Here is a 24,560-nt window from a genome sequence, read left to right as displayed (position 1 = left end):
CATGACCCCCGCCGTCCGTTTCCAGCAGGTCTCGCGCCATTTCGGCCCGGTTCGCGCCGTCGATAGCGTCGATCTCGAGATCGCGCCCGGCGAATTCTTCGCGATGCTCGGTCCCTCCGGTTCCGGCAAGACCACCTGCCTGCGCCTGATCGCCGGTTTCGAGCAGCCGACAGCGGGCCATATCGAGATCTTCGGCGAAACCGCCGAGGGCGTCCCTCCCTATCGCCGCAACGTCAACACCGTCTTCCAAGACTACGCGCTCTTTCCGCATCTCAACATCCTCGACAACGTCGCCTATGGGCTGATGGTCAAGGGCATTGGTAAGCTGGAGCGCACAAAAGCCGCCGAACAGGCGCTGGAACTGGTCAAGCTCCCCGGTTACGGCGCCCGCAAGCCCGGCCAGCTCTCGGGCGGCCAGCGGCAACGCGTGGCGCTCGCCCGCGCGCTGGTCAACAAGCCGAAGGTGCTGCTCCTCGACGAGCCGCTCGGCGCGCTCGATCTGAAGCTGCGCGAGCAGATGCAGGAGGAGTTGAAGAGCCTGCAGCGCGCGCTCGGCATCACCTTCATCTTCGTCACCCATGATCAGGGCGAGGCGCTGTCGATGGCCGACCGCGTCGCCGTCTTCAACGATGGCGGCATCGTCCAGGAAGGGACGCCGCAGGATATCTACAACAGACCAAAAACCCGCTTCGTCGCCGATTTCGTCGGCTCGTCGAATGTCATCGCTCCCGAGCTGATGGGCACGCTCGGCGGCGAAAAGCGCTGGGCAAGCCTGCGCCCGGAAGCCATCCGCCTCGCGGGCGACGGGGTCGAATCCCGGGTCGAGAACGCCAGCTTCCTCGGCGCCGCCACCCGCCTCACCGTCGATGTCAAAGGCACCCGCCTGCACGTCATGTTGCCCGCCGGCAGCGCCGTGCCCGATGTCGGCGCCAATGTCCGCCTCGCCTGGCAGCCGCTCGACATCCATTATATGGATGGTGCTGCATGACGACGATGGCGCTCACGGAGGCAGAGGCATCGACCTCGATCCTGCCCGGCCGCGGCGGTTTCTTCGGCGGGCTGTCGGACGCCTTCTGGCGGCACCCGAAACTCCTGCTCCTGATAATGCTGACGCCGCCGCTGCTGTGGCTCGGCATCATCTATATCGGCTCGCTGCTGGCGCTGCTGCTGCAGAGCTTCTTCTCGATCGACGATTTCTCCGGCCTGGTGAACTACGAATTCACGCTGGCCACCTACGCGCAGCTCTTGAGCCCCACCAATTTCGACATCATCCTGCGCACCATCCTGATGGCCGCCATGGTGACGCTGGCATCCGCCATCGTCGCCTTCCCGATCGCCTATTACGCAGCGCGCTACGCCAGGGGAAAGTGGAAGGCGCTGTTCTATCTCGGCGTCATGCTGCCGCTCTGGTCGAGCTACCTGGTGAAGATCTACGCTTGGAAGCTGATCCTCGCCAAGGAAGGCATCCTCACCTGGATATTCGCCAAGCTGCACCTCTCCTGGGTGCTTGACGGCATCCTCGCGCTGCCCGTCATCGGCGGCAACTCGCTGTCAGTCAGCTACACCGGCACCTTCCTTGTGTTCGTCTATGTCTGGCTGCCCTACATGATCCTGCCGACGCAGGCAGCGCTCGAGCGCGTCCAGGGGAACCTGATCGAGGCCTCGTCGGATCTCGGCGCCACGCCGAGCCAGACCTTCCGCACCGTGCTCTTTCCGCTGGCCTTGCCCGGCATCGTCGCCGGCTCGATCTTCACCTTCTCGCTGACGCTCGGCGATTACATCATCCCGCAGATCATCGGCTCGTCGCGCCTGTTCATCGGCCAGGCGGTCTATGCCCAGCAGGGCACCGCCGGCAACGTGCCGCTGGCCGCCGCCTTCTCCGTCGTCCCGATCGTCATCATGGCCATCTATCTCTGGCTGGCGAAAAAACAGGGAGCCTTCGATGCGCTCTGATCGTGGCCAAGGCTCGCCGCTTTTGTTGAGGATCGCCGCCGCCGGCGGGCTGCTGTTCCTGCATCTGCCGATCCTGCTGATCTTCGTCTATGCCTTCACCACCGAGGAGAAGAGCTATCAGTGGCCACCGCCCGGGCTGACGCTGCAATGGTTCGCGGTCGCCTGGAACCGGCCGGATGTCTGGGCCGCACTCGGCCTCTCCGTGCAGGTCGCCAGCATCGCCACGGCAATCGCCCTGCTGCTCGGAACGCTTTGTGCTGCCGCCGTCAGCCAGACCAAATTCTTCGGCCGCGAGGCGATCTCGCTGCTGGTGATCCTGCCGATCGCGCTGCCCGGCATCATCACCGGCATTGCGCTGCGCTCCGCCTTCAGCCTGTTCGATATCCCGTTCTCCGTCTGGACGATCGTGCTCGGCCACGCCACCTTCTGCGTCGTCGTCGTCTACAACAACGCCGTCGCCCGTTTCCGCCGCACGCAGGGCTCACTGATCGAGGCGTCGATGGATCTTGGCGCCGACGGCTTCCAGACCTTCCGGCACATCATCCTGCCGAACATCGGCACCGCACTTCTGGCCGGCGGCATGCTGGCCTTTGCGCTCTCCTTCGACGAGGTCATCGTCACCACCTTCACCGGTGGCCAGCAATCGACATTGCCGATCTGGATGCTCGAAGAACTGATCCGCCCGCGCCAGCGCCCGGTGACAAACGTGGTTGCCATGGTCGTCGTGCTCGTGACATTCCTGCCGATCCTGGCCGCCTACTACCTCACCCGCGACGGCGATCAGGTTGCCGGCGGCGGAAAATAACCCGGGCGGGATACCCCCATCCCGCTCCACCAAAGACAAGGGAGAACATCATGGACACCGCGATGCTGATTGGATCCCGCTTCGAAGCGGGCACCGAGATCGAAGAAAACATCCTCAACCCGAAGACCGGCGAGACGGTGCTGCACCTCGCCGAAGCCTCGCTTGGTCAGATCGATGCCGCTGTCGATGCCGCCGAAAAGGCCTTCAAGGGCTGGTCGCAGACGACGCCCGGCGAGCGCTCCGGCTATCTCCTGAAGATCGCCGACGCCATCGAGAAGGATGCACTCGGCTTCGCGACGCTGGAAGCGCTGAACTGCGGCAAGCCTATCAATGCCGTGTTGAATGACGAGATGCCGGCGATCGTCGATTGCTACCGCTTCTTCGCAGGCGCCGTGCGCAACCTGCATGGTCCGGTTGCCGGCGAATACATTCCCGGCCACACCTCGATGATCCGCCGCGACGCCATCGGCATCGTCGGCTCGATCGCGCCGTGGAACTATCCGCTAATGATGATGGCCTGGAAGCTGGCACCGGCGATTGCCGGCGGCAACACCGTGGTCTTCAAGCCCTCCGAGCAGACGCCGCTGACGGCGCTGAAGATGGCGAAGCTCCTGGCGGACATCCTGCCGGAGGGCGTCGTCAACGTCATCCTCGGCCGCGGCGAAAGCGTCGGAAACGCGCTGATCAATCACCCGAAAATATCGATGCTGTCGATCACCGGCGACGTCGCCACCGGCAAGAAGGTGCTCGCAGCCGCTGCCAAGACCGTCAAGCGCACCCATCTGGAACTCGGCGGCAAGGCACCGGTGATCGTCTTCGATGACGCCGATATCGATGCCGTCGTCTCCGGCATCCGCACCTTCGGCTATTACAATGCCGGCCAGGATTGCACCGCTGCCTGCCGCATCTATGCCGATGCCAAGGTCTACGACAGGTTCGTCGCCGACCTCTCGTCTGCCGTCTCCTCGATCAAGTTCAACCTTGCCGACGACACCGAAAACGAGATCGGCCCGCTGATCTCCAAGCGCCAGCGCGACCGTGTCGAGAGCTTCGTGGCCCGCGCTTCCGAGCACACGCACATGGAAATCACCACCGGCGGCAAGGTCTCCGGCGACAAGGGCTTCTTCTATGCTCCGACCGTGATTGCCGGCGCCACCCAGGATGACGAGATCGTTCGCCGCGAGGTGTTCGGCCCGGTGGTTTCGGTTACCCGCTTCACCGATGTCGAGGATGCCGTCACCTGGGCCAACGACAGCGACTACGGTCTCGCCTCGTCGGTCTGGACCAAGGACATCAGCCGCGGCATGAAGACGGCAGCACAGCTGCAATATGGCTGCACCTGGATCAACACCCACTTCATGCTGACCAACGAGATGCCGCATGGCGGCCTGAAACAATCCGGCTATGGCAAGGATATGTCCGTCTACGCACTGGAGGATTACACCGCCGTTCGCCATGTGATGATCAATCACGGCTGACGGGTTCTCACCGCAAACATTGACGCCGCCGAGAGCAACCACGGCGGCGTTTTCTTTGATCACAATGAAGAACCAGCAACGCGCTATCAGCGCGGCGGCATCTTCTCGAACGTCGGAATGGCCGGATCGAGATGATCCCACGGATATCCGGCTGCCGTCCACGACACCAGTTGCGGCTTGAAACGGCTCGGGTCGTCGAGGCTTGCCGGCGGGACGATGAAAACGTCAGGCATATCGGGAAAGGTCAGATGCACCGACGAACCGCATGTCGGGCAGAACGCCCGCCGCTTGACGGTCCCGCCATCGCCGACTGTCTGCCAGTATGATGGTTCTCCCGCAACCGTCACCTCGGCCGCAACGAATGTCAGGTGCGACTGATGCCCGGTGCCGCTGTCGCGCTGGCACTGCCGACACTGGCAGTCGAGCATGACGACCGGCTCGCCTTCGATCTCGTAGCGGATCGCACCGCAGGCGCAGCCGCCGGTATAGGACGTGTTCATGCCGTTCTCCTCCTCTTGCCTCTTCTCTCAATGCAACGTCTGCGACGACGCCTCCTCGGCAACCACCGTATCGAGCCGCTTCACCACCGTCTTCCAGCCCTCGCTCATATTGCGATAGGCGGTGTCGTTCTTCGGCAGCACGAAGCCGGAATGGACCAGTTGCAGGCGGGTCCCGCCGTCTACCTTCGACAGCGTGAAAGTCACCACCGTCTCCAGCTTCGAGCCTTAGCCCTCATTGCCCTCATGCCCACCCCTCCAGGCGTAGGACAGCCGCTCATTCGCCACCACCTCCAGCACCTCGCAATGAATGGTGCCGTCCCATTCGCCGGCCGGATTGGTCTGGAAGGTGAAACGGTTGCCGACCACCGGTGCAAAACCCTTCGGCGCCATCAGCCATCGCCCCATCAGCGCACCCGATGTCATTGCCGCCCAGATCACCTCCGGCACATGCGGAAAGACCTCGTCGATGACGATCGCCTGCGTCTTAGGCCTGGCAGCTTGGCTCATGGGTCGATTTCCTTCAGCAGGGTTCTCAAATCGGCAAATCGCTCGCGCCAGAACACGCCGTAATGGCTCATCCAGTCGGCCAGCGGCGCCAGCCCGCCCGGCTGGACGCGGTAATAGACATTGCGACCCTCGGGACGCTCGCTGACGAGACCAGCCTGTTTCAGCGCCTTCACATGCTGCGAGATCGCGCCTTGCGTGACACTGCTGCCGCGCGTCAGTTCGACAACGGTGATCTCGTCGGAATTGGCGATGCGTTCGAACACCGCCCGCCGCGTCGGATCGGCAAGGGCGCGCATGACGGCGGTGATGGCTTCGGCTTCGATCATGGAAAATCCAATAGCCAATACTAATCAATTAGTCAATACTTATTGATTTTACCGCGTGAGCCGGCCGCCTCCAGAACCCCGAGCGGACGAGAAAAATCACGGCTATCCCGTTGGATACGGAACCTTTTTCGATCTGAAGAGTCTTCTACCCGACCAACAAGAAGGAATACCTCCATGCTGAAATGGGCTCTCATCTTTTTCGTGATTTCGCTGCTGGCTGGCTTCTTCGGCTTCTCAGGCGTTTCGGCGGCCACCGCGACCATCGCCCGCGTCCTCTTCGGCATCGCGCTGGTGATCTTCCTGATCTTCCTGGTGCTGGCGCTGATGGCCGGACAGGCGATCCTGTAGCCAGCCCTATACCGGAAGCGAGCAAAAACGAGATCCTGCAGCCACCCGGCTGCGGGATTTTCGTTGTTTAAAGCAAGCTGGCCCCGACATTGATGGCCAGCGCCAGGATCGTCGTGTTGAACAGGAACGAAAGCACAGAATGAAGCAGAGTCAGCTTGCGCATCCCGGTGGAGGTGGTTGCCACATCGGCGGTCTGTGATGCCACGCCGATGGTGAAGGAGTAATAGAGAAAATCCCAGTAAAGCGGCTCGGCAACGCCCTCGGGAAATTTCAGCCCGTCGCCCTTCACCCCATCGCCATCGTCATCGCCGCCATAGAAGCGATGGGCGTAGTGCAGCGTGAACAGCGTGTGCAGGAACACCCAGGAAATCAGGATGGTCGCGATCGCCGTCAGCGCCCGTGCGAACGCCACGCCCGGCGCCGCATCCTTTACCTGATGCAGTTCGAGCCCGATGCCCGCGACGCTGGCAAGGGCTGCGACGATCGACAGGAACAACAGCAGTGAATCGGAAAAATCGAGATCGGCGGATCGTTTGCGGATCTTCTCGACACTGGCACGCAGCATCCGCCACCATGTCGCGGCGATGAACAGGAGTGCCGACACGTTCCAGCCAGCCAGCAGGTTGCGGGCATTCACCTCGCGCGTCGTCAGCAGCAGGAACACCAGGAGGCCGACCAGCAGCGCAATCAGGAAAACCGCGTGCTTTCGCATCAGCTTCATCAGCCGGCTCGGTTCGCCACGTGTATTTCCTGCCATCGCCTGCTCCGCCGGTCCGAGATTGCCTTTGATATCAGCTTGATACCGGCCAGAGCAAGATGACCTCAGCCGGTCCAGCCGCCATCGACGACATGGATCTGGCCGGTGGTGAAGCCTGCCTCGTCGCCGGCGAGATAGGTCACCAGTGCGGCGATCTCCTCCGGCGTCGCGATCCGTCCCATAGGCTGGCGGCCGATGAAATCGGCGAGCGCCTTGTCGTAATCGCCGGTGGCACGCAGCCGCTCGTGCAGCGACGGGCTGTCGACCGTGCCCGGGCAGATCGCATTGGCACGGATGCCCTTGGCGACGAAATCGGAGGCGATCGACTTGGTGAGACCGATCACCGCCGCCTTCGAGGCGCTATAGGCAAACCGGTTCGGCACGCCCTTCACGCTTGACGCCACCGAGGCCATGTTGACGATCGCCCCTTTGCCCTTCTCCAGCATGCCCGGCAGGAAGGTGCGGCAGGTCGTGTACATCGCCTTGGCGTTCAGGTTGAACGAGAAATCCCAGTCCTTCTCCTCGCAATCGAGGATCGAACCGGAATGGACGAAACCGGCGCAATTGAACAGCACATCGATTGGCCCGATATCGGCCGCAAAGCCGCGCACGGCATCGCCGTCGAGCACGTCGAGAACCTCAGTTGTTGCACCGGCCAGCGTCGAGAGCGTCGCCTGGTTGATATCGGTGGCGTAGACATGGGCGCCGAGCGCGATGAACCGCTCGGCACTGGCGCGACCGATCCCCTGCCCCGCCGCCGTGATGACGACCTTCTTGCCTTCCAGACCGTGGCTCATACTTCCTCCCATGCTGCATGGCGCTTGCGGCGCATTCATTCATATGCAAACATTATATTCATTATGCCGTCAATCACATTGTCCGACGCCGGACGCTGACACAGAGCAGAGGAGGCCTGTTCAGCAGAGGAGAAACCGGCGTCCGGACGGATGGATGGCCTGGGACGCCAGCATGGATGGGAGGAACCGCATGCTTTTCGATACACACCTGCACGTCATGGACAGGACGCGACTGAATTACCCGTGGCTGCCAGATGTGCCGGATCTCGACCGCGACAGCCTCTACGAACACTACGCCCGCGATGCGCACCGCTGCGGCATCTCCAACGTGCTGCACATGGAGGTCGATGTCGCGCCGGATCAGATCAACGCCGAGATCGATTACATCAAGGAACTCGCCGCCCGCCCCGGCAGCCTCGTGCGCGGCGCCATCGCCGCCTGCCGCCCCGAGGAGGATGGCTTTGCCGCCCATCTCGAACGCTGCCTCGCCGATCCCTTCATCAAGGGTTTCCGCCGCGTGCTGCACGTCGCCCCCGACGACACCTCAGAGCGCCCGCTGTTCCGCGACAACATCGCACGCCTCGCAAACACCCGCCTGACCTTCGACCTTTGCGTCTTCCCGCACCAGTTCGAGCGCATCCTGGCGCTTGTCGATCTCAATCCCGATGTCCGCTTCATCCTCGACCACTGCGCCAACCCGCCGATCAAGCACGGCATGAGCGCCGTCTGGCACAAGGGCATCACCGAATTCGCCCGCCGCCCCAACATCACCGCCAAGATCTCCGGCGTCATCGCCTATGGCGATCTCGAGACCTGGTCGGTCCAGAGCCTGCGCCCCTATGTCGAACACACGATCGGAAGCTTCGGCTGGGACCGGGTGGTCTGGGGCAGCGACTGGCCGGTCTGCACCCTCGCCCACGGCCTGACCGCCTGGGTGGCCGCGACGCATGCGCTGACGGCAGGCTGCAGCGCCGATGAGCGCGATGCGCTGTATCAGGGCAATGCGAGGCGTATCTGGTCGGTGTGAGATGTGAGGGAGTGCCGGCGCAACGACAAGGCCACCCCGCGGGTGCGCCCTACCGCCACGTTTCGGTCGTTCGCGCGAACACCCTCCCTCTCCCCCATCCTCACCCTTGTGGTGGGGTCGAGCCGACGCGCGTCTGCGCGGCGAGAGGCTGTTCTACTCTCTGCATGCGAGAAAGCGTCATTCACGGCACAGACACGCCGTGGCTGCATGCCTGTGACATCGCTCCGGCAAGGCACGAACACAGGTATGAGGGTGGCGTTGCCAACCACCAAAACGCAAAAAGGGCGGCGCCATCGGCACCGCCCTTCCAATCAATTTACCCGAAAACCTTAAGCGGCTGCGAGCTGCAGTTCCTTCTGCACCATGGTGCGCAGGATGCCCAGATCCTTGGCGAAAGCGCGAATGCCTTCGGCGAGCTTTTCGGTCGCCATCGCGTCTTCGTTCATCATCCAGCGGAAGGTCTTCTCGTCGACGGCGATCTTCGGCGCCGGCTTGATGATCTCGGGCGACAGCTTGCGCTCGAGCTTGCCTTCGTCCTTGGCCAGCTCATCGAGCAGGTTCGGCGCGATCGTCAGGCGGTCGCAACCGGCCAGCGCTTCGATTTCGCCGGCGCTGCGGAACGAGGCACCCATGACGATCGTCTTGATGTCGTTGGCCTTGTAGTAGTTGTAGATGTCGCGAACGGAAACCACGCCCGGATCTTCCTCAGGCGTGAAATCCTTGCCCGTGGACTTCTTGTACCAGTCGAGGATACGACCGACGAAGGGCGAGATCAGGAATGCCTTGGCGTCGGCGCAGGCGATCGCCTGTGCCTTCGAGAACAACAGCGTCAGGTTGCAGTCGATGCCTTCCTTCTGCAGGATTTCGGCAGCGCGAATGCCTTCCCAGGTGGAAGCGAGCTTGATCAGGATACGATCCTTCTCGATGCCGCGTTCCTTGTAGCCGGCGATGATGCCGTGTGCCTTTTCAACCGATGCCTTGGTGTCGAACGAAAGGTCGGCATCGACTTCGGTCGAGACGCGGCCGGGGACCAGCTTCGACAATGCGGCACCGACGGAGATGGCGAGACGATCGGCAACCGCCGACGAAACGGCTTCCGAAGAACCGCCCTGCTTCTTGCCCCAGGCAACGGCTTCCTTGATCGCGTCGGCAAACATCGGCGTGCCGAGTGCCTTCAGAACGATGCTGGGATTGGTCGTGCAATCGACCGGCTTCAGGCGGGCAACCGCTTCGATGTCGCCGGTGTCGGCAACGACGGTGGTAATTTCGCGGAGTTGGTCAAGCTTGGATGTCATGATCGTGTCCTTCTGACTTGAGCTGCGGACCGGGGGCGATGTCCGCCCGGCAAAGAGGTGATCTACGGAATGAACCGTATGCTGCACGTGAAATCGCGGCCGTCTGTTACGGATAGCCTGTAAACGTTAGAGAGGGTCTTGTCGTTCCGGCATCGTCACTCGACAAAACGACTCGCGCAGGCCTATCAGCCCGCAGCGCAAAAGCCTGTCGTGACGACCCATTTGCCCGCACATTGCCTCCTTGAACGGACGGAGCGACTTGTCGGTAAGACTATCGCTATTCCGAGCACACTATGTCAAGGACATTTGTGCATTTCAATTGACATAAGTGTCACACCGGTCATTATCCCCCGACGCAAAGCTCATGCCTTAGATCAAGAACAGATCTAGGGCGCAATTCGCTTCGGAGGAGATGTGGTCAAGCTCAAACGCGGCACGCACACCGCCTATTCGGAAGCCTCCTCCCTCAGACTGCGCGCTGCCTGGCTCTATTATAACCAGGGATTGACGCAGAAGGATGTCGCCGAGCAGCTCGGCATCAGCCGCACCACCGTCATCCGTCTGCTCGACGAGGCGATGAAGCGCAGCGAGGTGCAGATCTGGATCAACGATTCGATCGGCGATTGCGTCGAGCTGTCGGTGAAGCTGGAGCGCGCCTATGGACTGGACGAGGCGATCGTCGTGCCGGCACCTGTCAGCACCGATGCCAATGCGCTGGCGAAAAGCGTCGGCCTGGCGCTCGGCCAGTTCCTCTCCGAAGCCATCCCCGACAATTACACCATCGGCGTCGGCTGGGGCCGCACCATGACCGCCTCGCTGTCGAGCTTCCGCCCGCCGCGCCGCGACAATTGCAAGGTGGTTTCGCTGCTTGGCGGCATCGTCGCCGTCCATCAGACCAACCCGATCGACTACACCTGGCGGCTGGCAAACCAGCTCGGCGCCGAATGCTACATGTTCCTCGCGCCGCTCTTGGTCGATTCCACCGAGACCAAGCGCAACCTGATCGAAAAATGCGGGCTGGACGCCATCTACCGCCTGGCCGAAACGCTCGATCTCGCCATTGTCAGCTGCGGCGATATCGGCCCGCACTCGACCTCGCTGTCGGAAGGCTGGATCTCCAAGGCCGAATTGCAGCAACTGATCGACGCCGGCTGCGTCTGCGACACCATGTTCAACTTCCTCGACAAGGACGGCAACACGATCGACCACTCGATCAACAGCCGCGTCATGTCCGTCGATCTCGACACGCTGAAGAAGGCAAAACACATCGTGCTGTCCTCCGGCGGCGCCCACCGCGCCGTCGCCATCAGCGCCACCATCAAGCGCATCGGCTGCAACACGCTGATCACCGACGAGAGCGCCGCCAAGGCGCTGCTGGAGCTGGCGAACGCGGCTTAGCCGATCACATCGGCGTCATCTCGGGCAAGCGGTCATCCGGCCGCGGATCATCTGCGTAAATGCTTGATGACCCAAGCAGCAGAAAATGAAGGCGTCGAACAGACGGAAAGCCCGACAGGCAGATTTGTCCTCGTCGCCTTCTACGCCATCGCCGGCTTCGCCCATTTGCTTTTCCCCGGCGTCTTTCTGTCGATCACCCCGGATTGGGTCCCCCTTCCCGCCACGGTGATCGCCCTCACCGGCCTATGCGAACTCGCCGGCGCCATCGGCCTGATGACGACGAGGTTCCGCCGCTCGGCCGGCATTTGTCTGGCGCTCTATGCCGTCTTCGTGTTCCCGGCCAATATAAAGCATGCAATGCACGATCTCGGCTCGGCCACGGCCACGCTGGGCTGGTGGTATCATTTGCCGCGTCTGGCCCTGCAGCCGGCCATCGTCTGGTGGGCTTTGTTTGCCGGCAAGGTCACGCGCTGGCCCTTTGCGCGACACCCATAGCGGCCGCACCATCCGGGTGGACATGCTCCCGGTCGCCCTCAAAGCTGCGCCGCTGCCTGTCTGTTCGCCCTGCTGTCATATATCCTTCATGAGACGCTGCTTATTTGGCGGCGTGAGTCGCCCTCCTCGTGCCTGCTTTCATGATAGTCTTCATGCCGCCGGCAGTCTTCTGAAGCGCGATGCATGGCCGACCAACCCGCTCCGGCGACAGAGCTCACCCACACATCCACACCAAGGATTCGAGATGACCAACTCCAACGGCACGCCTTCACACGATTGGCTCGAAGCCGAACTGGCCGATACGCTCGATGAGGATTACGAACTCGAACTCTCGGAACCGGCTCTGTCGGAAGAGATCCGCAAGATCTATCGCAAGGCGCACCCGCCCTCGATGCCGCGCATCGACTATTTCCGCGCCCTGATCTCCATGCAGGCCGAGCTGATCCGGCTGCAGGACTGGGTCACCTATCACAAGGAAAAGGTGGTGGTGATCTTCGAAGGCCGCGATTCCGCCGGCAAGGGCGGCGTCATCAAGCGCATCACCCAGCGGCTCAATCCGCGCGTCGCCCGCGTCGTGGCATTGCCGGCTCCGTCCGACCGCGAAAAGTCGCAATGGTATTTCCAGCGCTACGTGCCGCATCTGCCGGCCGGCGGCGAAATCGTGCTGTTCGACCGCTCCTGGTACAACCGCTCCGGCGTCGAGCGGGTCATGGGCTTTGCCGACGAGGACCAGGTCGAGCAGTTCTTCAACGACGTTCCCGAATTCGAACGCATGCTGGTGCGTTCCGGCATCCGCCTGGTCAAATACTGGTTCTCGATCACCGACGAAGAGCAGCAGCTGCGCTTCCTCGTGCGCATCCACGATCCGCTGAAGCAGTGGAAGCTGTCGCCAATGGACCTGGAATCGCGTGTTCGCTGGGAATCCTACACCAAGGCCAAGGAAGAAACCTTCGCCCGCACCAATATTCCCGAAGCCCCGTGGCATATCGTCGAGGGCAACGACAAGAAGCGCGCCCGCCTCAACTGCATCGCCCACCTGCTGTCGCAATTTCCCTATGAGGACGTCCCGCACGAGGAGATTGCTTTGCCGGAGCGCGTGTTCAACCCGGATTACGAACGCAAGGTCCTGCCGCCTGAACTCTACGTGCCGTCGAAGTATTGAGCAAATATCGAGAGGGTGGCGGCTGTCACCCTCATCCCAGGTGCAACGAGTTGCACCTGCCCCGCCTGCACCTTCTCGCTCCCGAGAGGGAGAAAAGACCAACGGCGGCATCCCACTCAAACGCCCCAGAATATAGGCGCACCTCGAACGTCAGTGCAAACAGCGCCACCCATCAGGCCTGCGCCCGGGCCTTCTGCCCGGCATCCCTGATCAGATCGAGCACCACCTGAGGCTTGGCGATGCCCAGAAATTGCGGTGTCGGATCGAGCGCCGGCATCAACCCCGACATCGAGCGATTGCCGAACAGCGACGTCGACGACCCGAAACGAATATGCCCCTTGGTGGCGCCGTCGCCGATGAGGTTCAGCTCCGGCAGGCGGTCGAGCTCGATCGACGTAAAGCGTGCGAAAGGTGCGGAGCGCAGAATGATCACCCGCTGGTCGGTCACGGCATAAAGCGTGCGGCTGCGCAGCCAGGCATCGACGGCAAACCGGCCCACGGCAAAAAACAGGCCGATGCAGACAAACATCGCGCCCCAGAGATAGAAGAACGCCGGCGCGCCCTGGTGCGTGACCATCGACAGCCAGAACACGGCAAATGCCAGCCAGACGGCGCTGAACGGGATCATCAATAGGTCGCGGCTGGTCAACAGCAGGCCCTGCGCAGGTGCCGCACTCCAAAGCACCCGCTCGCCATGCGCCAGCTTGGAATTCAGACTATACGCCGCCATGCACCGCCCCCGGATCGTCTCAACCGCACGGACCATAATGGCTACGAATTAACGTTCACCTACATTTGCCCAAGCCTTGCAATCACGCGTGCGCCGACTCCCACCCGAGCATCGCCCGCTTGCGCGTCAGTCCCCAGTGATAGCCCGTCAGCGCGCCGCTCTTGCCGAGCGCCCGGTGACACGGCACCACGAAGGAGATCGGGTTGGCACCGACCGCAGCCCCCACCGCCCGCATCGCCGTCGGTCGGCCGATGTCGCTGGCGATGTCGCTATAGGTCACCGCCCTGCCGAACGGGATCTTCAGCAGGCTTTCCCAGACCTGAACCTGGAAATCCGTGCCGATCAGCACCACTCGAAGCGGCTGATCCGAGGTCCAGCGGCCCGGCTCGAAAATCCGCGCGGCATAGGCGATCGTTGCCTCCCGATCCGCCACATATTCGGCATTCGGCCAGCGGCAGGTCATGTCCTCGAGACAGGCCGTCTCGTCGCCGATATCGCTGAAGGCAAGACCCGCAAGGCCGCGATCGGTGACCATCACAAGCGCGATGCCGAACGGAGACGGGTGGAAGCCGTAGCGGATCGTCAGCCCGCCGCCACGCGCCTTCCACTCGCCCGGCGACATCGCCTCATGGGTAACGAACAGGTCGTGCAGCCGGCTCGGGCCGGAGAGCCCGACTTCCAGCGAGGTCTCGAGCAACGGCAGCGCTTCCTGCCGCAGCAGCCGCTTGGCGTGATCGAGCGTCACCGCCTGCAGGAAAGCCTTGGGGGAAAGACCGGCCCAGCGGGTGAACGTCTTCTGCAGCTGCGTCGGCGACTGGTTGAGGCGCGCGGCAATCGTTTCCAGCGATGGCTGGTCACGGTAATCCTCGGTGATCAGTTCGATCACCTGGCGCACCGTCTCGTAGTCGGGACCATCGGGCGTGATGTCTTGGTTCAGCTTGGCTATCATGTTCATGATCTTTCTCCTTGCAACAAGGAGATAGTCAAGGGGCATCGGCCAAGCCACCCGATTCTTGCCGCCATCCGCAGGAGTGCTCAGATACGCTGCTTGACCGTCGCCAGCGCCCGCTTGAACGCCTTTGCGAAGCTTTCGCGATCATCCGGGTTGAGAAACGAGCCGATATCGGTGCCACGCCCCTGCCCCGAAATATGCATCGACAGGATGCCGATCTCGTCGTGCCGGCGCACCAGGAAGCGGGACCAGAACGGGTTGAAATGATGCTCGACCGTCCGGCCCGACGGGGCGATCTTGCGCACCAGGATGTCCGTGCGTGACACCGTCACCACCTCGCGCGTCCGCGCCGAGCGGTAGTTGAGCCGGAAGGCACCGTAGAGCAGCAGAAAATCCAGACCGAAGAAGAAGCCGATCGGCCAGGCGCCGGTGGCGATGAAGAACATCCCGTACAGCAGGCAGAACCCGCCCGTCAGCAGCAGAAGCACCCTGAACCCCTTGCGGCCGAGCGACCGGTGGGGAAAGAGCTCGGCTGCAAACACGGGCTGATCCAAAACAGCCTGTTGAGTGGCGCTGTCGGCGTTGCTTTCCGTCATGGCTGCCGAGTATAGATTGTCCATGTCCAGCCCGAAACTCAAATCCGCAGCCACATCGTCGCAGCCCGAGAAAGTGATCGTCCGCGCCAAGAAGCCGGCGACGTTCCGCTCGATCTACAGAGAGGCCGAGCGCGTCGAAATGTTTCGCCGCTTCTCGGTCCAGCGGCCGGAGCCGAAGGGCGAGCTGGAGCACTCCAATCCGTTCACGCTGGTCGTCGCCGTGGCGCTGTCTGCGCAAGCAACCGATGCCGGCGTCAACAAGGCGACGCGGGCGCTGTTCAAGGTCGCCGACACGCCGGAAAAGATGCTCGATCTCGGCGAAGACCGGGTCCGCGATTACATCAAGACGATCGGGCTCTATCGCAACAAGGCAAAGAACGTCATCGCCCTGTCGCGGATGCTGGTCGAACTGTTCGGCGGCGTCGTGCCGCGCACTCGCGACGAGCTGGTAATGCTGCCGGGCGTTGGCCGCAAGACCGCCAACGTCGTGCTTTCCATGGCCTTCGGCGAGGCGACCATGGCGGTCGATACCCACGTCTTCCGCATCGCCAACCGCATCCGGCTGGCGCCGGGCAAGACGCCGGACGAGGTCGAGGACCGCCTGATGAAGGTGATCCCGAAACAGTATCTCTACCACGCCCACCACTGGCTAATCCTGCACGGTCGCTACACCTGCAAGGCGCGGCGTGCCGAATGCGAGCGCTGCGTCATCGCCGATCTCTGTCGATCGCCGGAAAAGACCTGCGACGTCCCGGCACCACTGGTCGAGCTGCCGCCGCAATTCATCGGCGAGACCGTCGAGTAGAACGCTCAGACGCGGGCGCCGAGTTCCTTGCGCGACAGCAGCTTGTGCAGATGCACCATCATGCCGGCCGCAAACAGCGGTGTCAGCAGGTTGACGATAGGTATCGCCAGGAACACCGCGATCACCAGCCCGGCCATGAACACCGTCGAGGCATGCTTCATCCGAAACAGCCGCGCTTCTTCCGGCGAGCGAAACCGCATCGCGGCAAACTCGAAGAATTCCCGGCCGAGCAGATAGCCGTTCACCAGGAAGAAGGCGATCAGGTTGATGCCGGGGATGAACAGCAGGAACAGCGCCACGATATTGCCGGCAATGATGACGCCGAGGAATTTGACCGAACTCAGCATCGCCGGCCCGAGCGGCATCGCGGTGCCGCCCACATCATCAGGATAGTCGCGCTTCTCCACCACCTCGGCGACGTCGTCGAGAAACAGCCCGGCAATCAGCGCGGTGACCGGCGAAAGCAGCAGGGCGAGACATAGCGCCAGCCCGATGCCTGCCATCAGCGCCAGCACGAAACCCATCCACCCCGCCCAATCCGGCATATCAGGGAAGAAACTGGCGAGCCACGGAAACAGAAACGTCATGAAGACGCTGCGCAGTGCCAGCCACAGGCCGATCAGCGCCAGGATCGTCAGCCCCAGCACTTTCCAGAACACCGATCGCGTTTCCGCAGCGAAGAGATTGGAGGCGGAAAGGCGGGCCGCTTCGAGGATCATTGTGACGTCTCCGGTTGTGGCGATGATGTAGGAATCTGATCTTTGAACGGCAAGGCTGAAATTATTTCGCTAAATTGACGGGATTGTTGTTAAAAAGCGTTTCGTAATATATATTTTTTCCAGCATCCGGGATTACTTGCGCAACACACCTGAATATTTGCGTGCGTGAGAGTTTGTTTCAAGCAGATCAGAAACGCCTTCGAAAATCGGGACAGCTGCCGTGGAAGACTTTGTTCAGAAGCTCCGCCAATATGCGAAATCCGGCACCCCTGCCGAACGTCGCATCGCAAAATATTTCACCGAGCATCTGAATGACCTGCCGTTCGAAACGGCAGCGTCGGTGGCCGACCGGCTGGATCTCAGCCCGATGACCGTCGGGCGTTTCCTGCGGGCGCTCGGTTACCAGGGCCTTGATAGCGTCAAGGTGCAGATCCGCGACGTCTCCGGCGTTTCGGTGACGCAGATGCAGGCGTCGATGTCGGAACTGCAGGTCGATGCATCGGACGGCAAACCGCTTGCGGTTCTGGTCGCCGAACAGATCCAGGCACTGCATCACATCTACCATCTGACCGGGCAATCGCAATGGACCGAGGCCGTCGCGATGATCCGCGCGGCAAGCGAGGTCTTCATCGCCACCCATGTCTCGCAGGCGAGTTTCGCCACCCATTTCAGCCAGCGCCTGACCCAGGCGCGCGACGGCGTGCATGCGCTCGATGGCTCCGGAAATCGCTTTGCCGAGCTTTTCGCGCGCGTCAACGGCAACGACGCATTGCTTATCATCATCGATAGCCAGCGCTTCAAGAAGGCCCGCCTTCTGGCGCGCATAGCCCGCCGTTATGGCTACAGGGTCGTTCTGATCAGCGCCCAGAGCGCCAACTGGATGCTCGATCAGGCCAATCTCATCCTGCCACTGCCGCCGACACGCGCGGGAGAGGCAGACAACCTGCCGCCTGTCATCGCCCTGCTCGACTGCCTGTCCTCGGCTGTCGTCATGGCCACAGGCGAAGAAGCGATCTCGCGCGCCGGTCGCATGTCCGAATTCAGCACCATGCTGGGCGAGGATTCGAACCGCTAGCGGCGCAGCCTTTCAGGGATCCCACCACCCAAAGTGATCGCCTGAGACGTTCTATTCCATCGCTTCCAACTCGGCGCGATGGCGATACATCGCGAGCAGACGCCGGTATTCGCGGTCGTAGATCGCTCGCTTGCGCTCGTCCGGCAGCCTTGCCTCGCCACCCGGATACATCGCCGAACCCGCCGCCGCTAGGTCGGCATGCAGGCCGCAGGCAACCGACGCCGCCATTGCCGTTCCCAGCAGCACCGCCTCGTTCATCTTCGGCACCACCACCTTGCAGCCTGTGGCATCCGAATAAAGCTCCATCAGCACCGGGTTCTTCACATGCCCGCCGGCGACATGCAGCGTGTCGGGCGCATAGCCGTATTCCTTCATCCGCTCGAGGATATGACGAATACCGAGCGCAATCGCCACCGCGGTTCGCCAATAGAGCGCGCACAGCCCGTCGAACGAGGTGTCGAGCGTCAGACCACTGATCGCGCCGACCGCATGCGGGTCGGCAAGCGGTGAACGGTTGCCGTGAAAATCGGGCAGCACGAAAATCCGGGCGCCGAATTCGTCGCCCTCCTCAGCGCGCATTTGCGAGATCCGCGAGACGATCTTCTGGTGCAGCGCCGCCGTCGGCTCGCCGCCGGCCGCATGCATCCTGACGACATGATCGAGCAGCGCGCCCGTCGCCGACTGGCCGGCTTCGACGAGCCAGGTGCCCGGAAAAACCGCCTCGTAATAGGGGCCCCACATGCCGTGGCTGGGTCTGCGTTCGCGCGAAAACGACACGATGCAGCTCGACGTTCCGGCAATCAATGCCAGTTGGCGCTCCAGCCGTTCCGGATCATGCGCATCGCCGCCAAGCGTGCCGAGCGCGCCGGCATAGGCGTCGATCATCCCTGAAGACACATGACAGGCGGTGGTCAGGCCGAGCGCCGAGGCGGCCTCCTGCGTCAGCGTCCCGACGCTGCTGCCGACGGCAACCGTATCGTCCGGCAGCCGCCCGCGTGCCTGCAGGTCGTCGAGACCGATCTGCTCGAGAAAATCCTTGCGCCAGCCCTCTGTCTGGTGTGCGAGATAATTCCACTTCGCCGTCAGCGTACAGCGCGAACGGGCCAGCGAACCGGTGGCTTTCCAGGTCATGAAATCGGCGAGATCGAACAGATAACCGGTGTTCATCCAGGTGCCGGGCAGCTTCTTCTTCAGCCACATAAGCTTCGGCATTTCCATCTCGGGAGACATGAAATGCCCGGAATGCTCCAGCACCTCATGCTGTGTCGCCGTGCAGAAATCCGCCTCCTTCAAGGCCCGGTGATCGAGCCAGACGATCGTGTCGAAGCGTCGCTCGCCGCCCGTCGATACGCTGATCTGGCCGCCATCGATATCGCGCACGACGAGCGAACAGGTCCCGTCAAAGCCGATCGCGCCAACCGATTCCGGTGGCGCACCCGATTGCTCCATCGCCTTGCGCACGGCAATCGAGACGGCAGACCAGATGTCTTCGGAATCGTGTTCGGCGTGGTTTTCCCGCGGCCGGTTCATGATGATCGGATGTTCGGCCTTGCCCAGTAGCTGGCCACGCGCATCGAACACCCCGGCCCGTGCACTGCCCGTGCCGATATCAACAGCAACCACATGCTGAGGCATTAAAGGTGAGTCCCGTCCTGCTGGTGTTTTTTGATAAGGTGTATCAAATCCGGCATGACGTCAAACGTAGCGTCGGGGGCAAGGCGGTCAAGTTCATCGCGATAACCGGCAAAATTGGCATGCGATCCGCCGGTGAAGGCAAACACCGTCATCCCCGCCGCCTTGGCCGCCTCGATGCCGGCAGGGCTATCCTCGATCACCACGCAATGGATGGGATCGACCTGCATTTCGCGGGCAGCGTGCAGGAAGAGATCCGGCGCCGGCTTGCCGTTCTTGACCATCGAGGCGCTATAGATATTTGGCAGGCGGTCGATCAGGCCGGTGACGGTGAGCGAAAGCCGGATGCGCTCCACCTGGCTCGACGACGCCACACAGCAGGGCACGTCGAGCTTGTCGATCGTCGCCGCAATGCCGCCGATCGGCTTCAGCTCTCTGCGGAAGCGTGCATAGAGATCGGTACGGATCTGCTCGAGAAAAGCCTCGCCCGGATGCACATTGTACTCGTTTTTCATCGTGTCGATGACGGTCGCAAGGCTGCGGCCGAGAAAGCGGTCATAGACCTCATCTTCGGTGATCGGCACATTGAGATCGTTCATCGCCTTGACGAGAACGCTGACCGAAATCGGCTCGCTATCGACGAGAACGCCGTCGCAATCGAAGATCACAAGCCGTGTTTCAGCATCAGCCATGACACATCCAACCAGAGTTCAGTAGGGAAGATAGAGAAAGCGAAGGGCGGCAGGGCTGCCTGCCGCCAGTGTCCTGCGCAACAACTGTGTTACGCCGCGAGTTTGTTGTCGAGATAGAGCTGCAGCGTTTCCCGCGTGCCCTTTTCCCACAGCGTCTTCAGCGCATGCGCGAACCGCTTGCGGAACAGCTCCGACTTCGCCACTTCGCCGAAGATGTCGTCGAAGGCGAGGAAGGCCATCGGATCGTCCTTGGCCTTCAGGGCCGCCGCGTGCAGTCGGTCGGCGCTGGCATCGTTGAAGACGATGTCCTTGCCGCTGTCGGTCTTGCCGGCGAAATAGCGGCACCACAGCGCCGAAACCAGCGCCAGGCCGACGACATCGCGACCCTGGCTCAGATTATCGAGCGTCGAGGGCAGGATGAACTTCGGCTGGCGGTTGGAGCCATCCTGCGCCAGACGCGGAATGGTGTCGGCGATCTTCGGGTTGAGCAGACGATGCTCGATCAGCGCGAAGTAGTCCGTCAGCGAGGTGTTCGGCACCGGCGGCACGATCGGGATGATCTCGTCGGTCTCGAGCTTGGCGAGGAAGGCGCGGATCAGCGGATCTTCCATCGAGTCATGCACGAAATGGATGTCCATCAGCGCTGCCGGATAGGCAATCGCCGCGTGGCCGCCGTTGAGGATGCGGATCTTCATGTGCTCGTAGGGCGTCACGTCGGGCACGAAGGTGACGCCGACGTTCTCAAGCGCCGGGCGACCGGCGGTGAACTTGTCTTCCAGCACCCACTGCTTGAACTCTTCGCAATAGACCGGCCAGTTGTCCTCGATATCGAAGACATCCTTCAACAGGTCGATCTCGCGCTGGCCGGTGGCCGGCGTGATGCGGTCGACCATGGCGTTCGGGAACGCGACATTGGCCTTGATCCATTCGGCGAAGGCAGGATCGGAGAGCGCCGCCGTGCCGACCACCGCATTCTTGGTGACGATGCCGTTATGCGGGATGTTGTCGCACGACATCACCGTGAACGGCACCATGCCCTTGTCCTTGCGTGCCTTCAGACCGGCAACGACGAGGCCGAACACCGTCTTCGGATCGGCCGGGTTCTTTCCATCGGCGGCAATGGCCGGGTGCGCCGGGTTGAACTTGCCCGACGCGTCGATGAAATAGCCGCCCTCGGTGATCGTCATCGAGACGATGCGGATCTCGGGGTCGGCGAGCTTGGCAATGATCGTCTTCGCATCACCGACAGGCAGAATGTCTATCATCGGCGCGGTCACGCGTGCCGAGGTCTTATTGTTGTCCTGCTCGACCACGGTCGTCAGGAAATCCTGGGCGGCGAGCTTGTCGCGCATCGCGGCATCGGACGGCAGGATGCCGGCGCCGATGATTGCCCAGTCATGGTCCTGTCCCTTGTTGAACAGGTCGTCGAGATAGATCGCCTGGTGGGCGCGGTGGAAGTTGCCGACGCCGAAGTGCACGATGCCCGCCTTCAGCGACGCCCGCTCATAGGCAGGCACAGTGGCCGTCTTTGCCGCGTCGGAAAGCGTTGCCAGCGATAATTTGCACGTCATGTCTCAGTCCTCTTGAAGGTCTTCAGGGCCACGCGTGACCCCGGGGGCCACATCGGGCCCCACTGTCGGCGCGCCGGGCACCTTGTCCGGCACGCACCGTTGTCCCCAACCCGGCAAGCCTCCTCAGATGGCGAGGCCGTCCTGGCCGAACTTGTGAATGCGCGTCTTGTCCGGCGTCAGGTAAACGGTGTCGCCGGCCTTGGCCGGGAAGTTGCCGTCGCCGCGCGCCGTCATCTGGCCGATGCCCTCGACATCGACATGCAGGAAGGTGTCGGAGCCGAGATGCTCGGCCACCACGACCCTGCCCTTCCATTCGCCGCTCTCCATCGAAAGCTGCATATGCTCGGGGCGAACGCCGATGGTGTGGGCATTCTGCGCCGCCGCATTCTGGCCGGTGATCAGGTTCATCTTCGGTGAGCCGATGAAGCCGGCGACGAACAGGTTGCGCGGCTTGCTGTAGAGCTCCAGCGGCGAGCCGACCTGCTCGATATTGCCGCGATTGAGCACGACGATCTTGTCGGCCATGGTCATGGCTTCCACCTGGTCGTGGGTGACGTAGATCATCGTCGTCTTCAGCTGCTGGTGCAACTCGCTGATCTCGAGGCGCATGTTGACGCGCAGCGCGGCATCGAGGTTCGACAGGGGTTCGTCGAACAGGAAGGCCGACGGCTGGCGCACGATGGCGCGGCCGATGGCAACGCGCTGGCGCTGGCCGCCCGACAGCATGCGCGGCTTGCGGTCGAGATAATCGGTGAGGTTCAGCACGCGTGCCGCATCCGACACCTTCTTGTCGATCTCGGCCTTCGGCATGCCCGCCATCTTCAGCGGAAAGGCGATGTTGCTGCGCACGCTCATATGTGGATAGAGCGCGTAGGACTGGAACACCATGGCAAGCCGGCGTTCGGACGGTGCGCTGTCGGTGGCATCCTTGCCGTCGATGATCACCTTACCGGATGTGACGTCCTCAAGGCCCGCGATCAGCCGGAGCAATGTGGACTTGCCACAGCCCGACGGGCCGACGAAGACGACGAATTCGCCGTTCTTGATTTCGAGGTCGATCGAAGGGATGACCTTGGCTTCGCCGAAGACCTTCGAAACTTTCTGAAGGGTAATGCTGCCCATGTTTCTCTCCCTTAATTCTTATTTCACCGCGCCGAAGGTCAGGCCACGGACGAGTTGTTTTTGGCTGAACCAGCCGAGGATCAGGATCGGGGCAATTGCCATGGTCGATGCTGCCGAAAGCTTGGCGTAGAAAAGTCCTTCCGGACTGGAATAGGACGCGATGAACGCCGTCAACGGCGCCGCTTTCGAGGCCGTCAGGTTGAGCGTCCAGAAGGCTTCGTTCCAGGACAGGATGATGTTGAGAAGCAGCGTCGAAGCGATGCCGGGCACCGCCATTGGCGTCAGCACGTAGACGATCTCCTTCATCAGCGAAGCACCATCCATGCGCGCTGCCTCGAGAATCTCGCCGGGGATTTCCTTGAAGTAGGTGTAGAGCATCCAGATGATGATCGGCAGGTTGATCAGCATCAGCACGAAGACGAGGCCGAGGCGGCTGTCGAGCAGGCCGGTATTGCGGAACATCAGGTAGATCGGGATCAGCGCGCCGACGGCCGGCATCATCTTCGTCGACAGCATCCACATCAGGATGTCCTTGGTCCGCTTGGTCGGCGAAAACGCCATCGCCCAGGCGGACGGAACGGCGATGAGCAGACCGAGCAGCGTCGAGCCGAACGAGATGATCACCGAGTTCATGAAGTGGCTGAAGTAGTTCGAACGGCTCTGCACCTCCAGATAGTTCTCGGTCGTCCAGTGGAAGAACAGGAACTGCGGCGGCGAGGCGATCGCATCGGCTTCCGACTTGAAGCTCGTCAGAAACGTCCACAGGATCGGGAAGAAGATGATGATGCCGATGGTCCAGGCGATGGCCGTGACCACGACCTTGCGCTGGGTGGTGATTTTTCTAGCCATCTCAAGCCTCCAGGTTCTTGCCGACGATGCGGACGAGGAAGATAGCAACGATGTTGGCGAGGATGACCGCGATGATACCGCCGGCAGATGCGCCACCGATGTCGAACTGCAGCAGTGCCCTGTTGTAGACGAGATAGGTGAGATTGGTGCTGCTGGTTCCCGGACCGCCATTGGTGGTTACGAGGATTTCGGCAAACACCGACAGCAGGAAGATCGTCTCGATCAGGATAACCACGGTGATGGCGCGCGCCATGTGCGGCAGCGTGATGTAGACGAACTGCGAAAAGAAACCCGCCCCGTCCATTTCTGCCGCTTCCCGCTGCTCTTCCGACAGCGACTGAAGCGCGGTGAGCAGGATCAGCGTTGCAAACGGCAGCCACTGCCAGGCAACGATCAGGATGATCGAAAACAGCGGCGCATTGGCGAGCCAGTCAAGCGGCTGCAGCCCGAACAGCTTGGCGATGTAGGCGAACAACCCGTTGACCGGGTTCATGAACATGTTCTTCCACACCAGCGCTGCCACCGTCGGCATGATGAAGAAGGGCGCGATCACAAGGATGCGCACGATCCCCTGGCCGAACATCGGCTGGTCGAGCAGAAGCGCCAGCGCGATACCGCCGACGATGGTGATAACCAGAACGCTGAGCACCAGCACGAGCGTATTCACCAACGCGTCGAAGAAGGCCGGATCTGTCAGGAAGAAGCGATAATTGAGGAAGCCGACGAACCGGTTGTCGCTCGGCATCAGCAGATTGTAGTCGATGAACGAGAAGTAGATCGTCATGACAAGCGGGACGATCATCCAGGCGAAGAGAAGCAGCACGGAAGGTGCCATCATCATGCGCGCAGCGGAGCGGGTGTGTAACGTTGCCATGGTTCACCGTCTTTTCTGAAAGCGGATGGCTGCAAGGCCTTTGGGGAAAAAAAGGCCGCCGATGCAGTTCGGGCAATTCGGCGGCCTAGGGGTGC

General features: G+C 62.0%; 26 protein-coding genes and 1 pseudogene. 11 read left to right on the top strand and 16 right to left on the bottom strand.

Going from position 1 to position 24,560, the window contains the following annotated elements:
* The first annotated feature begins 1 nt into the window (after position 1).
* Genes GVL52_RS16550 through GVL52_RS16535 form a run of 4 tightly spaced genes read left to right on the top strand, consistent with a single transcriptional unit; the run spans position 2 to position 4,236 of the window.
* The gene (locus GVL52_RS16550) at positions 2–988 is read left to right on the top strand and encodes an ABC transporter ATP-binding protein (RefSeq protein WP_160009042.1); all 987 of its coding nucleotides are present in this window, start codon (positions 2–4) and stop codon (positions 986–988) included.
* Positions 985–1,953 (top strand): ABC transporter permease, encoded by a 969-nt coding sequence (locus tag GVL52_RS16545; RefSeq protein WP_160009040.1) that lies wholly within the window; start codon positions 985–987, stop codon positions 1,951–1,953. Before GVL52_RS16550 ends, GVL52_RS16545 begins: the two co-directional genes overlap by 4 nt.
* Positions 1,943–2,758: an ABC transporter permease gene (locus GVL52_RS16540; protein WP_160009039.1), complete on the top strand. Its 816-nt coding sequence runs from the start codon at positions 1,943–1,945 to the stop codon at positions 2,756–2,758. The genes GVL52_RS16545 and GVL52_RS16540 overlap by 11 nt, the downstream gene beginning before the upstream one ends.
* Before the next feature lie 50 nt (positions 2,759–2,808).
* Positions 2,809–4,236 carry a gamma-aminobutyraldehyde dehydrogenase gene (locus tag GVL52_RS16535; RefSeq protein ID WP_160009037.1) on the top strand — a complete coding sequence of 476 codons (1,428 nt, stop codon included), beginning with the start codon at positions 2,809–2,811 and terminating at the stop codon, positions 4,234–4,236.
* A gap of 86 nt (positions 4,237–4,322) precedes the next feature.
* On the opposite strand, the gene GVL52_RS16530 is transcribed toward GVL52_RS16535, so the two are convergent.
* The 3 genes and pseudogenes from GVL52_RS16530 to GVL52_RS16520 form a co-directional block, all read right to left on the bottom strand.
* Positions 4,323–4,736, bottom strand: coding sequence for a GFA family protein (locus GVL52_RS16530; RefSeq protein WP_160009035.1), 414 nt, complete (start codon positions 4,734–4,736; stop codon positions 4,323–4,325).
* A 27-nt stretch (positions 4,737–4,763) separates the two neighbouring features.
* Positions 4,764–5,243: pseudogene (locus GVL52_RS16525) on the bottom strand (SRPBCC domain-containing protein).
* On the bottom strand, positions 5,240–5,569 hold the full coding sequence (locus GVL52_RS16520) for a helix-turn-helix transcriptional regulator (RefSeq protein ID WP_160009033.1): 330 nt from the start codon (positions 5,567–5,569) through the stop codon (positions 5,240–5,242). The pseudogene GVL52_RS16525 and the gene GVL52_RS16520 overlap by 4 nt, the downstream one beginning before the upstream one ends.
* Positions 5,570–5,743: 174 nt before the next feature.
* Between GVL52_RS16520 and GVL52_RS16515 the strand changes: the two genes are divergently transcribed.
* Entirely contained in the window at positions 5,744–5,917 is a 174-nt protein-coding gene (locus GVL52_RS16515; protein WP_160009031.1) for a DUF1328 domain-containing protein, read from the top strand.
* 67 nt (positions 5,918–5,984) lie between these two features.
* On the opposite strand, the gene GVL52_RS16510 is transcribed toward GVL52_RS16515, so the two are convergent.
* Positions 5,985–6,674, bottom strand: coding sequence for a DUF1345 domain-containing protein (locus GVL52_RS16510; protein ID WP_160009029.1), 690 nt, complete (start codon positions 6,672–6,674; stop codon positions 5,985–5,987).
* 65 nt (positions 6,675–6,739) lie between these two features.
* Positions 6,740–7,471: an SDR family oxidoreductase gene (locus tag GVL52_RS16505; RefSeq protein WP_160009027.1), complete on the bottom strand. Its 732-nt coding sequence runs from the start codon at positions 7,469–7,471 to the stop codon at positions 6,740–6,742.
* A 190-nt stretch (positions 7,472–7,661) separates the two neighbouring features.
* Here GVL52_RS16505 and GVL52_RS16500 point away from each other — a divergent pair, with 190 nt between their 5' ends.
* Positions 7,662–8,498, top strand: coding sequence for an amidohydrolase (locus GVL52_RS16500; protein WP_160009025.1), 837 nt, complete (start codon positions 7,662–7,664; stop codon positions 8,496–8,498).
* A gap of 329 nt (positions 8,499–8,827) precedes the next feature.
* On the opposite strand, the gene tal is transcribed toward GVL52_RS16500, so the two are convergent.
* Complete coding sequence (tal, locus tag GVL52_RS16495) at positions 8,828–9,793, bottom strand: transaldolase (RefSeq protein ID WP_160009023.1); 966 nt, start codon at positions 9,791–9,793, stop codon at positions 8,828–8,830.
* 414 nt (positions 9,794–10,207) lie between these two features.
* Here tal and GVL52_RS16490 point away from each other — a divergent pair, with 414 nt between their 5' ends.
* The 3 genes from GVL52_RS16490 (at position 10,208) to ppk2 (ending at position 12,848) form a co-directional block, all read left to right on the top strand.
* Entirely contained in the window at positions 10,208–11,191 is a 984-nt protein-coding gene (locus GVL52_RS16490) for a sugar-binding transcriptional regulator (protein WP_160009021.1), read from the top strand.
* Positions 11,192–11,257: 66 nt separating this feature from the next.
* Positions 11,258–11,686, top strand: a complete 429-nt coding sequence (locus GVL52_RS16485; protein WP_160009019.1) for a DoxX family protein — start codon at positions 11,258–11,260, stop codon at positions 11,684–11,686.
* Positions 11,687–11,930: 244 nt separating this feature from the next.
* Positions 11,931–12,848 carry a polyphosphate kinase 2 gene (ppk2, locus tag GVL52_RS16480; protein ID WP_160009017.1) on the top strand — a complete coding sequence of 306 codons (918 nt, stop codon included), beginning with the start codon at positions 11,931–11,933 and terminating at the stop codon, positions 12,846–12,848.
* A gap of 172 nt (positions 12,849–13,020) precedes the next feature.
* On the opposite strand, the gene GVL52_RS16475 is transcribed toward ppk2, so the two are convergent.
* The 3 genes from GVL52_RS16475 to GVL52_RS16465 form a co-directional block, all read right to left on the bottom strand.
* Complete coding sequence (locus tag GVL52_RS16475; protein ID WP_160009015.1) at positions 13,021–13,578, bottom strand: PH domain-containing protein; 558 nt, start codon at positions 13,576–13,578, stop codon at positions 13,021–13,023.
* Positions 13,579–13,660: 82 nt separating this feature from the next.
* Positions 13,661–14,533 carry a bifunctional helix-turn-helix domain-containing protein/methylated-DNA--[protein]-cysteine S-methyltransferase gene (locus tag GVL52_RS16470; RefSeq protein ID WP_160009013.1) on the bottom strand — a complete coding sequence of 291 codons (873 nt, stop codon included), beginning with the start codon at positions 14,531–14,533 and terminating at the stop codon, positions 13,661–13,663.
* An 80-nt stretch (positions 14,534–14,613) separates the two neighbouring features.
* Entirely contained in the window at positions 14,614–15,126 is a 513-nt protein-coding gene (locus GVL52_RS16465; RefSeq protein ID WP_160009343.1) for a DUF2244 domain-containing protein, read from the bottom strand.
* On the opposite strand from GVL52_RS16465, the gene nth reads away from it, so the two are divergent.
* Positions 15,125–15,931 carry an endonuclease III gene (gene nth / locus GVL52_RS16460; RefSeq protein WP_200847843.1) on the top strand — a complete coding sequence of 269 codons (807 nt, stop codon included), beginning with the start codon at positions 15,125–15,127 and terminating at the stop codon, positions 15,929–15,931. The genes GVL52_RS16465 and nth overlap by 2 nt on opposite strands.
* 5 nt (positions 15,932–15,936) lie before the next feature.
* Here nth and GVL52_RS16455 read toward each other — a convergent pair whose 3' ends face one another.
* Positions 15,937–16,650, bottom strand: a complete 714-nt coding sequence (locus GVL52_RS16455) for a sulfate transporter family protein (protein WP_160009009.1) — start codon at positions 16,648–16,650, stop codon at positions 15,937–15,939.
* A gap of 220 nt (positions 16,651–16,870) precedes the next feature.
* Here GVL52_RS16455 and GVL52_RS16450 point away from each other — a divergent pair, with 220 nt between their 5' ends.
* Positions 16,871–17,725: a MurR/RpiR family transcriptional regulator gene (locus GVL52_RS16450; protein ID WP_160009007.1), complete on the top strand. Its 855-nt coding sequence runs from the start codon at positions 16,871–16,873 to the stop codon at positions 17,723–17,725.
* A gap of 51 nt (positions 17,726–17,776) precedes the next feature.
* Here the strand turns inward: GVL52_RS16450 and GVL52_RS16445 are convergent, their stop codons facing one another.
* The 6 genes from GVL52_RS16445 to GVL52_RS16420 all read right to left on the bottom strand — a co-directional run bounded on the left by GVL52_RS16445 (position 17,777) and on the right by GVL52_RS16420 (position 24,465).
* A complete protein-coding gene (locus tag GVL52_RS16445; RefSeq protein WP_160009005.1) occupies positions 17,777–19,360 on the bottom strand; it encodes an FGGY-family carbohydrate kinase in 1,584 nt (527 codons plus the stop codon).
* Complete coding sequence (locus GVL52_RS16440) at positions 19,360–20,049, bottom strand: HAD family phosphatase (protein WP_160009003.1); 690 nt, start codon at positions 20,047–20,049, stop codon at positions 19,360–19,362. Before GVL52_RS16440 ends, GVL52_RS16445 begins: the two co-directional genes overlap by 1 nt.
* Before the next feature lie 89 nt (positions 20,050–20,138).
* Positions 20,139–21,620, bottom strand: a complete 1,482-nt coding sequence (locus GVL52_RS16435) for a mannitol dehydrogenase family protein (RefSeq protein ID WP_160009001.1) — start codon at positions 21,618–21,620, stop codon at positions 20,139–20,141.
* 123 nt (positions 21,621–21,743) lie between these two features.
* A complete protein-coding gene (locus GVL52_RS16430; RefSeq protein ID WP_160008999.1) occupies positions 21,744–22,742 on the bottom strand; it encodes an ABC transporter ATP-binding protein in 999 nt (332 codons plus the stop codon).
* An 18-nt stretch (positions 22,743–22,760) separates the two neighbouring features.
* On the bottom strand, positions 22,761–23,591 hold the full coding sequence (locus GVL52_RS16425) for a carbohydrate ABC transporter permease (protein WP_160008997.1): 831 nt from the start codon (positions 23,589–23,591) through the stop codon (positions 22,761–22,763).
* 1 nt (position 23,592) lies between these two features.
* Positions 23,593–24,465: a carbohydrate ABC transporter permease gene (locus tag GVL52_RS16420; protein WP_160008995.1), complete on the bottom strand. Its 873-nt coding sequence runs from the start codon at positions 24,463–24,465 to the stop codon at positions 23,593–23,595.
* Positions 24,466–24,560 lie beyond the last annotated feature (95 nt).

The organism is Rhizobium sp. 18055 (genome assembly GCF_902706285.1).
Taxonomy (GTDB): Bacteria; Pseudomonadota; Alphaproteobacteria; order Rhizobiales; family Rhizobiaceae; genus Rhizobium.
The sequence above is the reverse complement of the archived record's forward strand: the minus strand, read 5'-3'. Positions and strand labels throughout refer to the sequence as shown.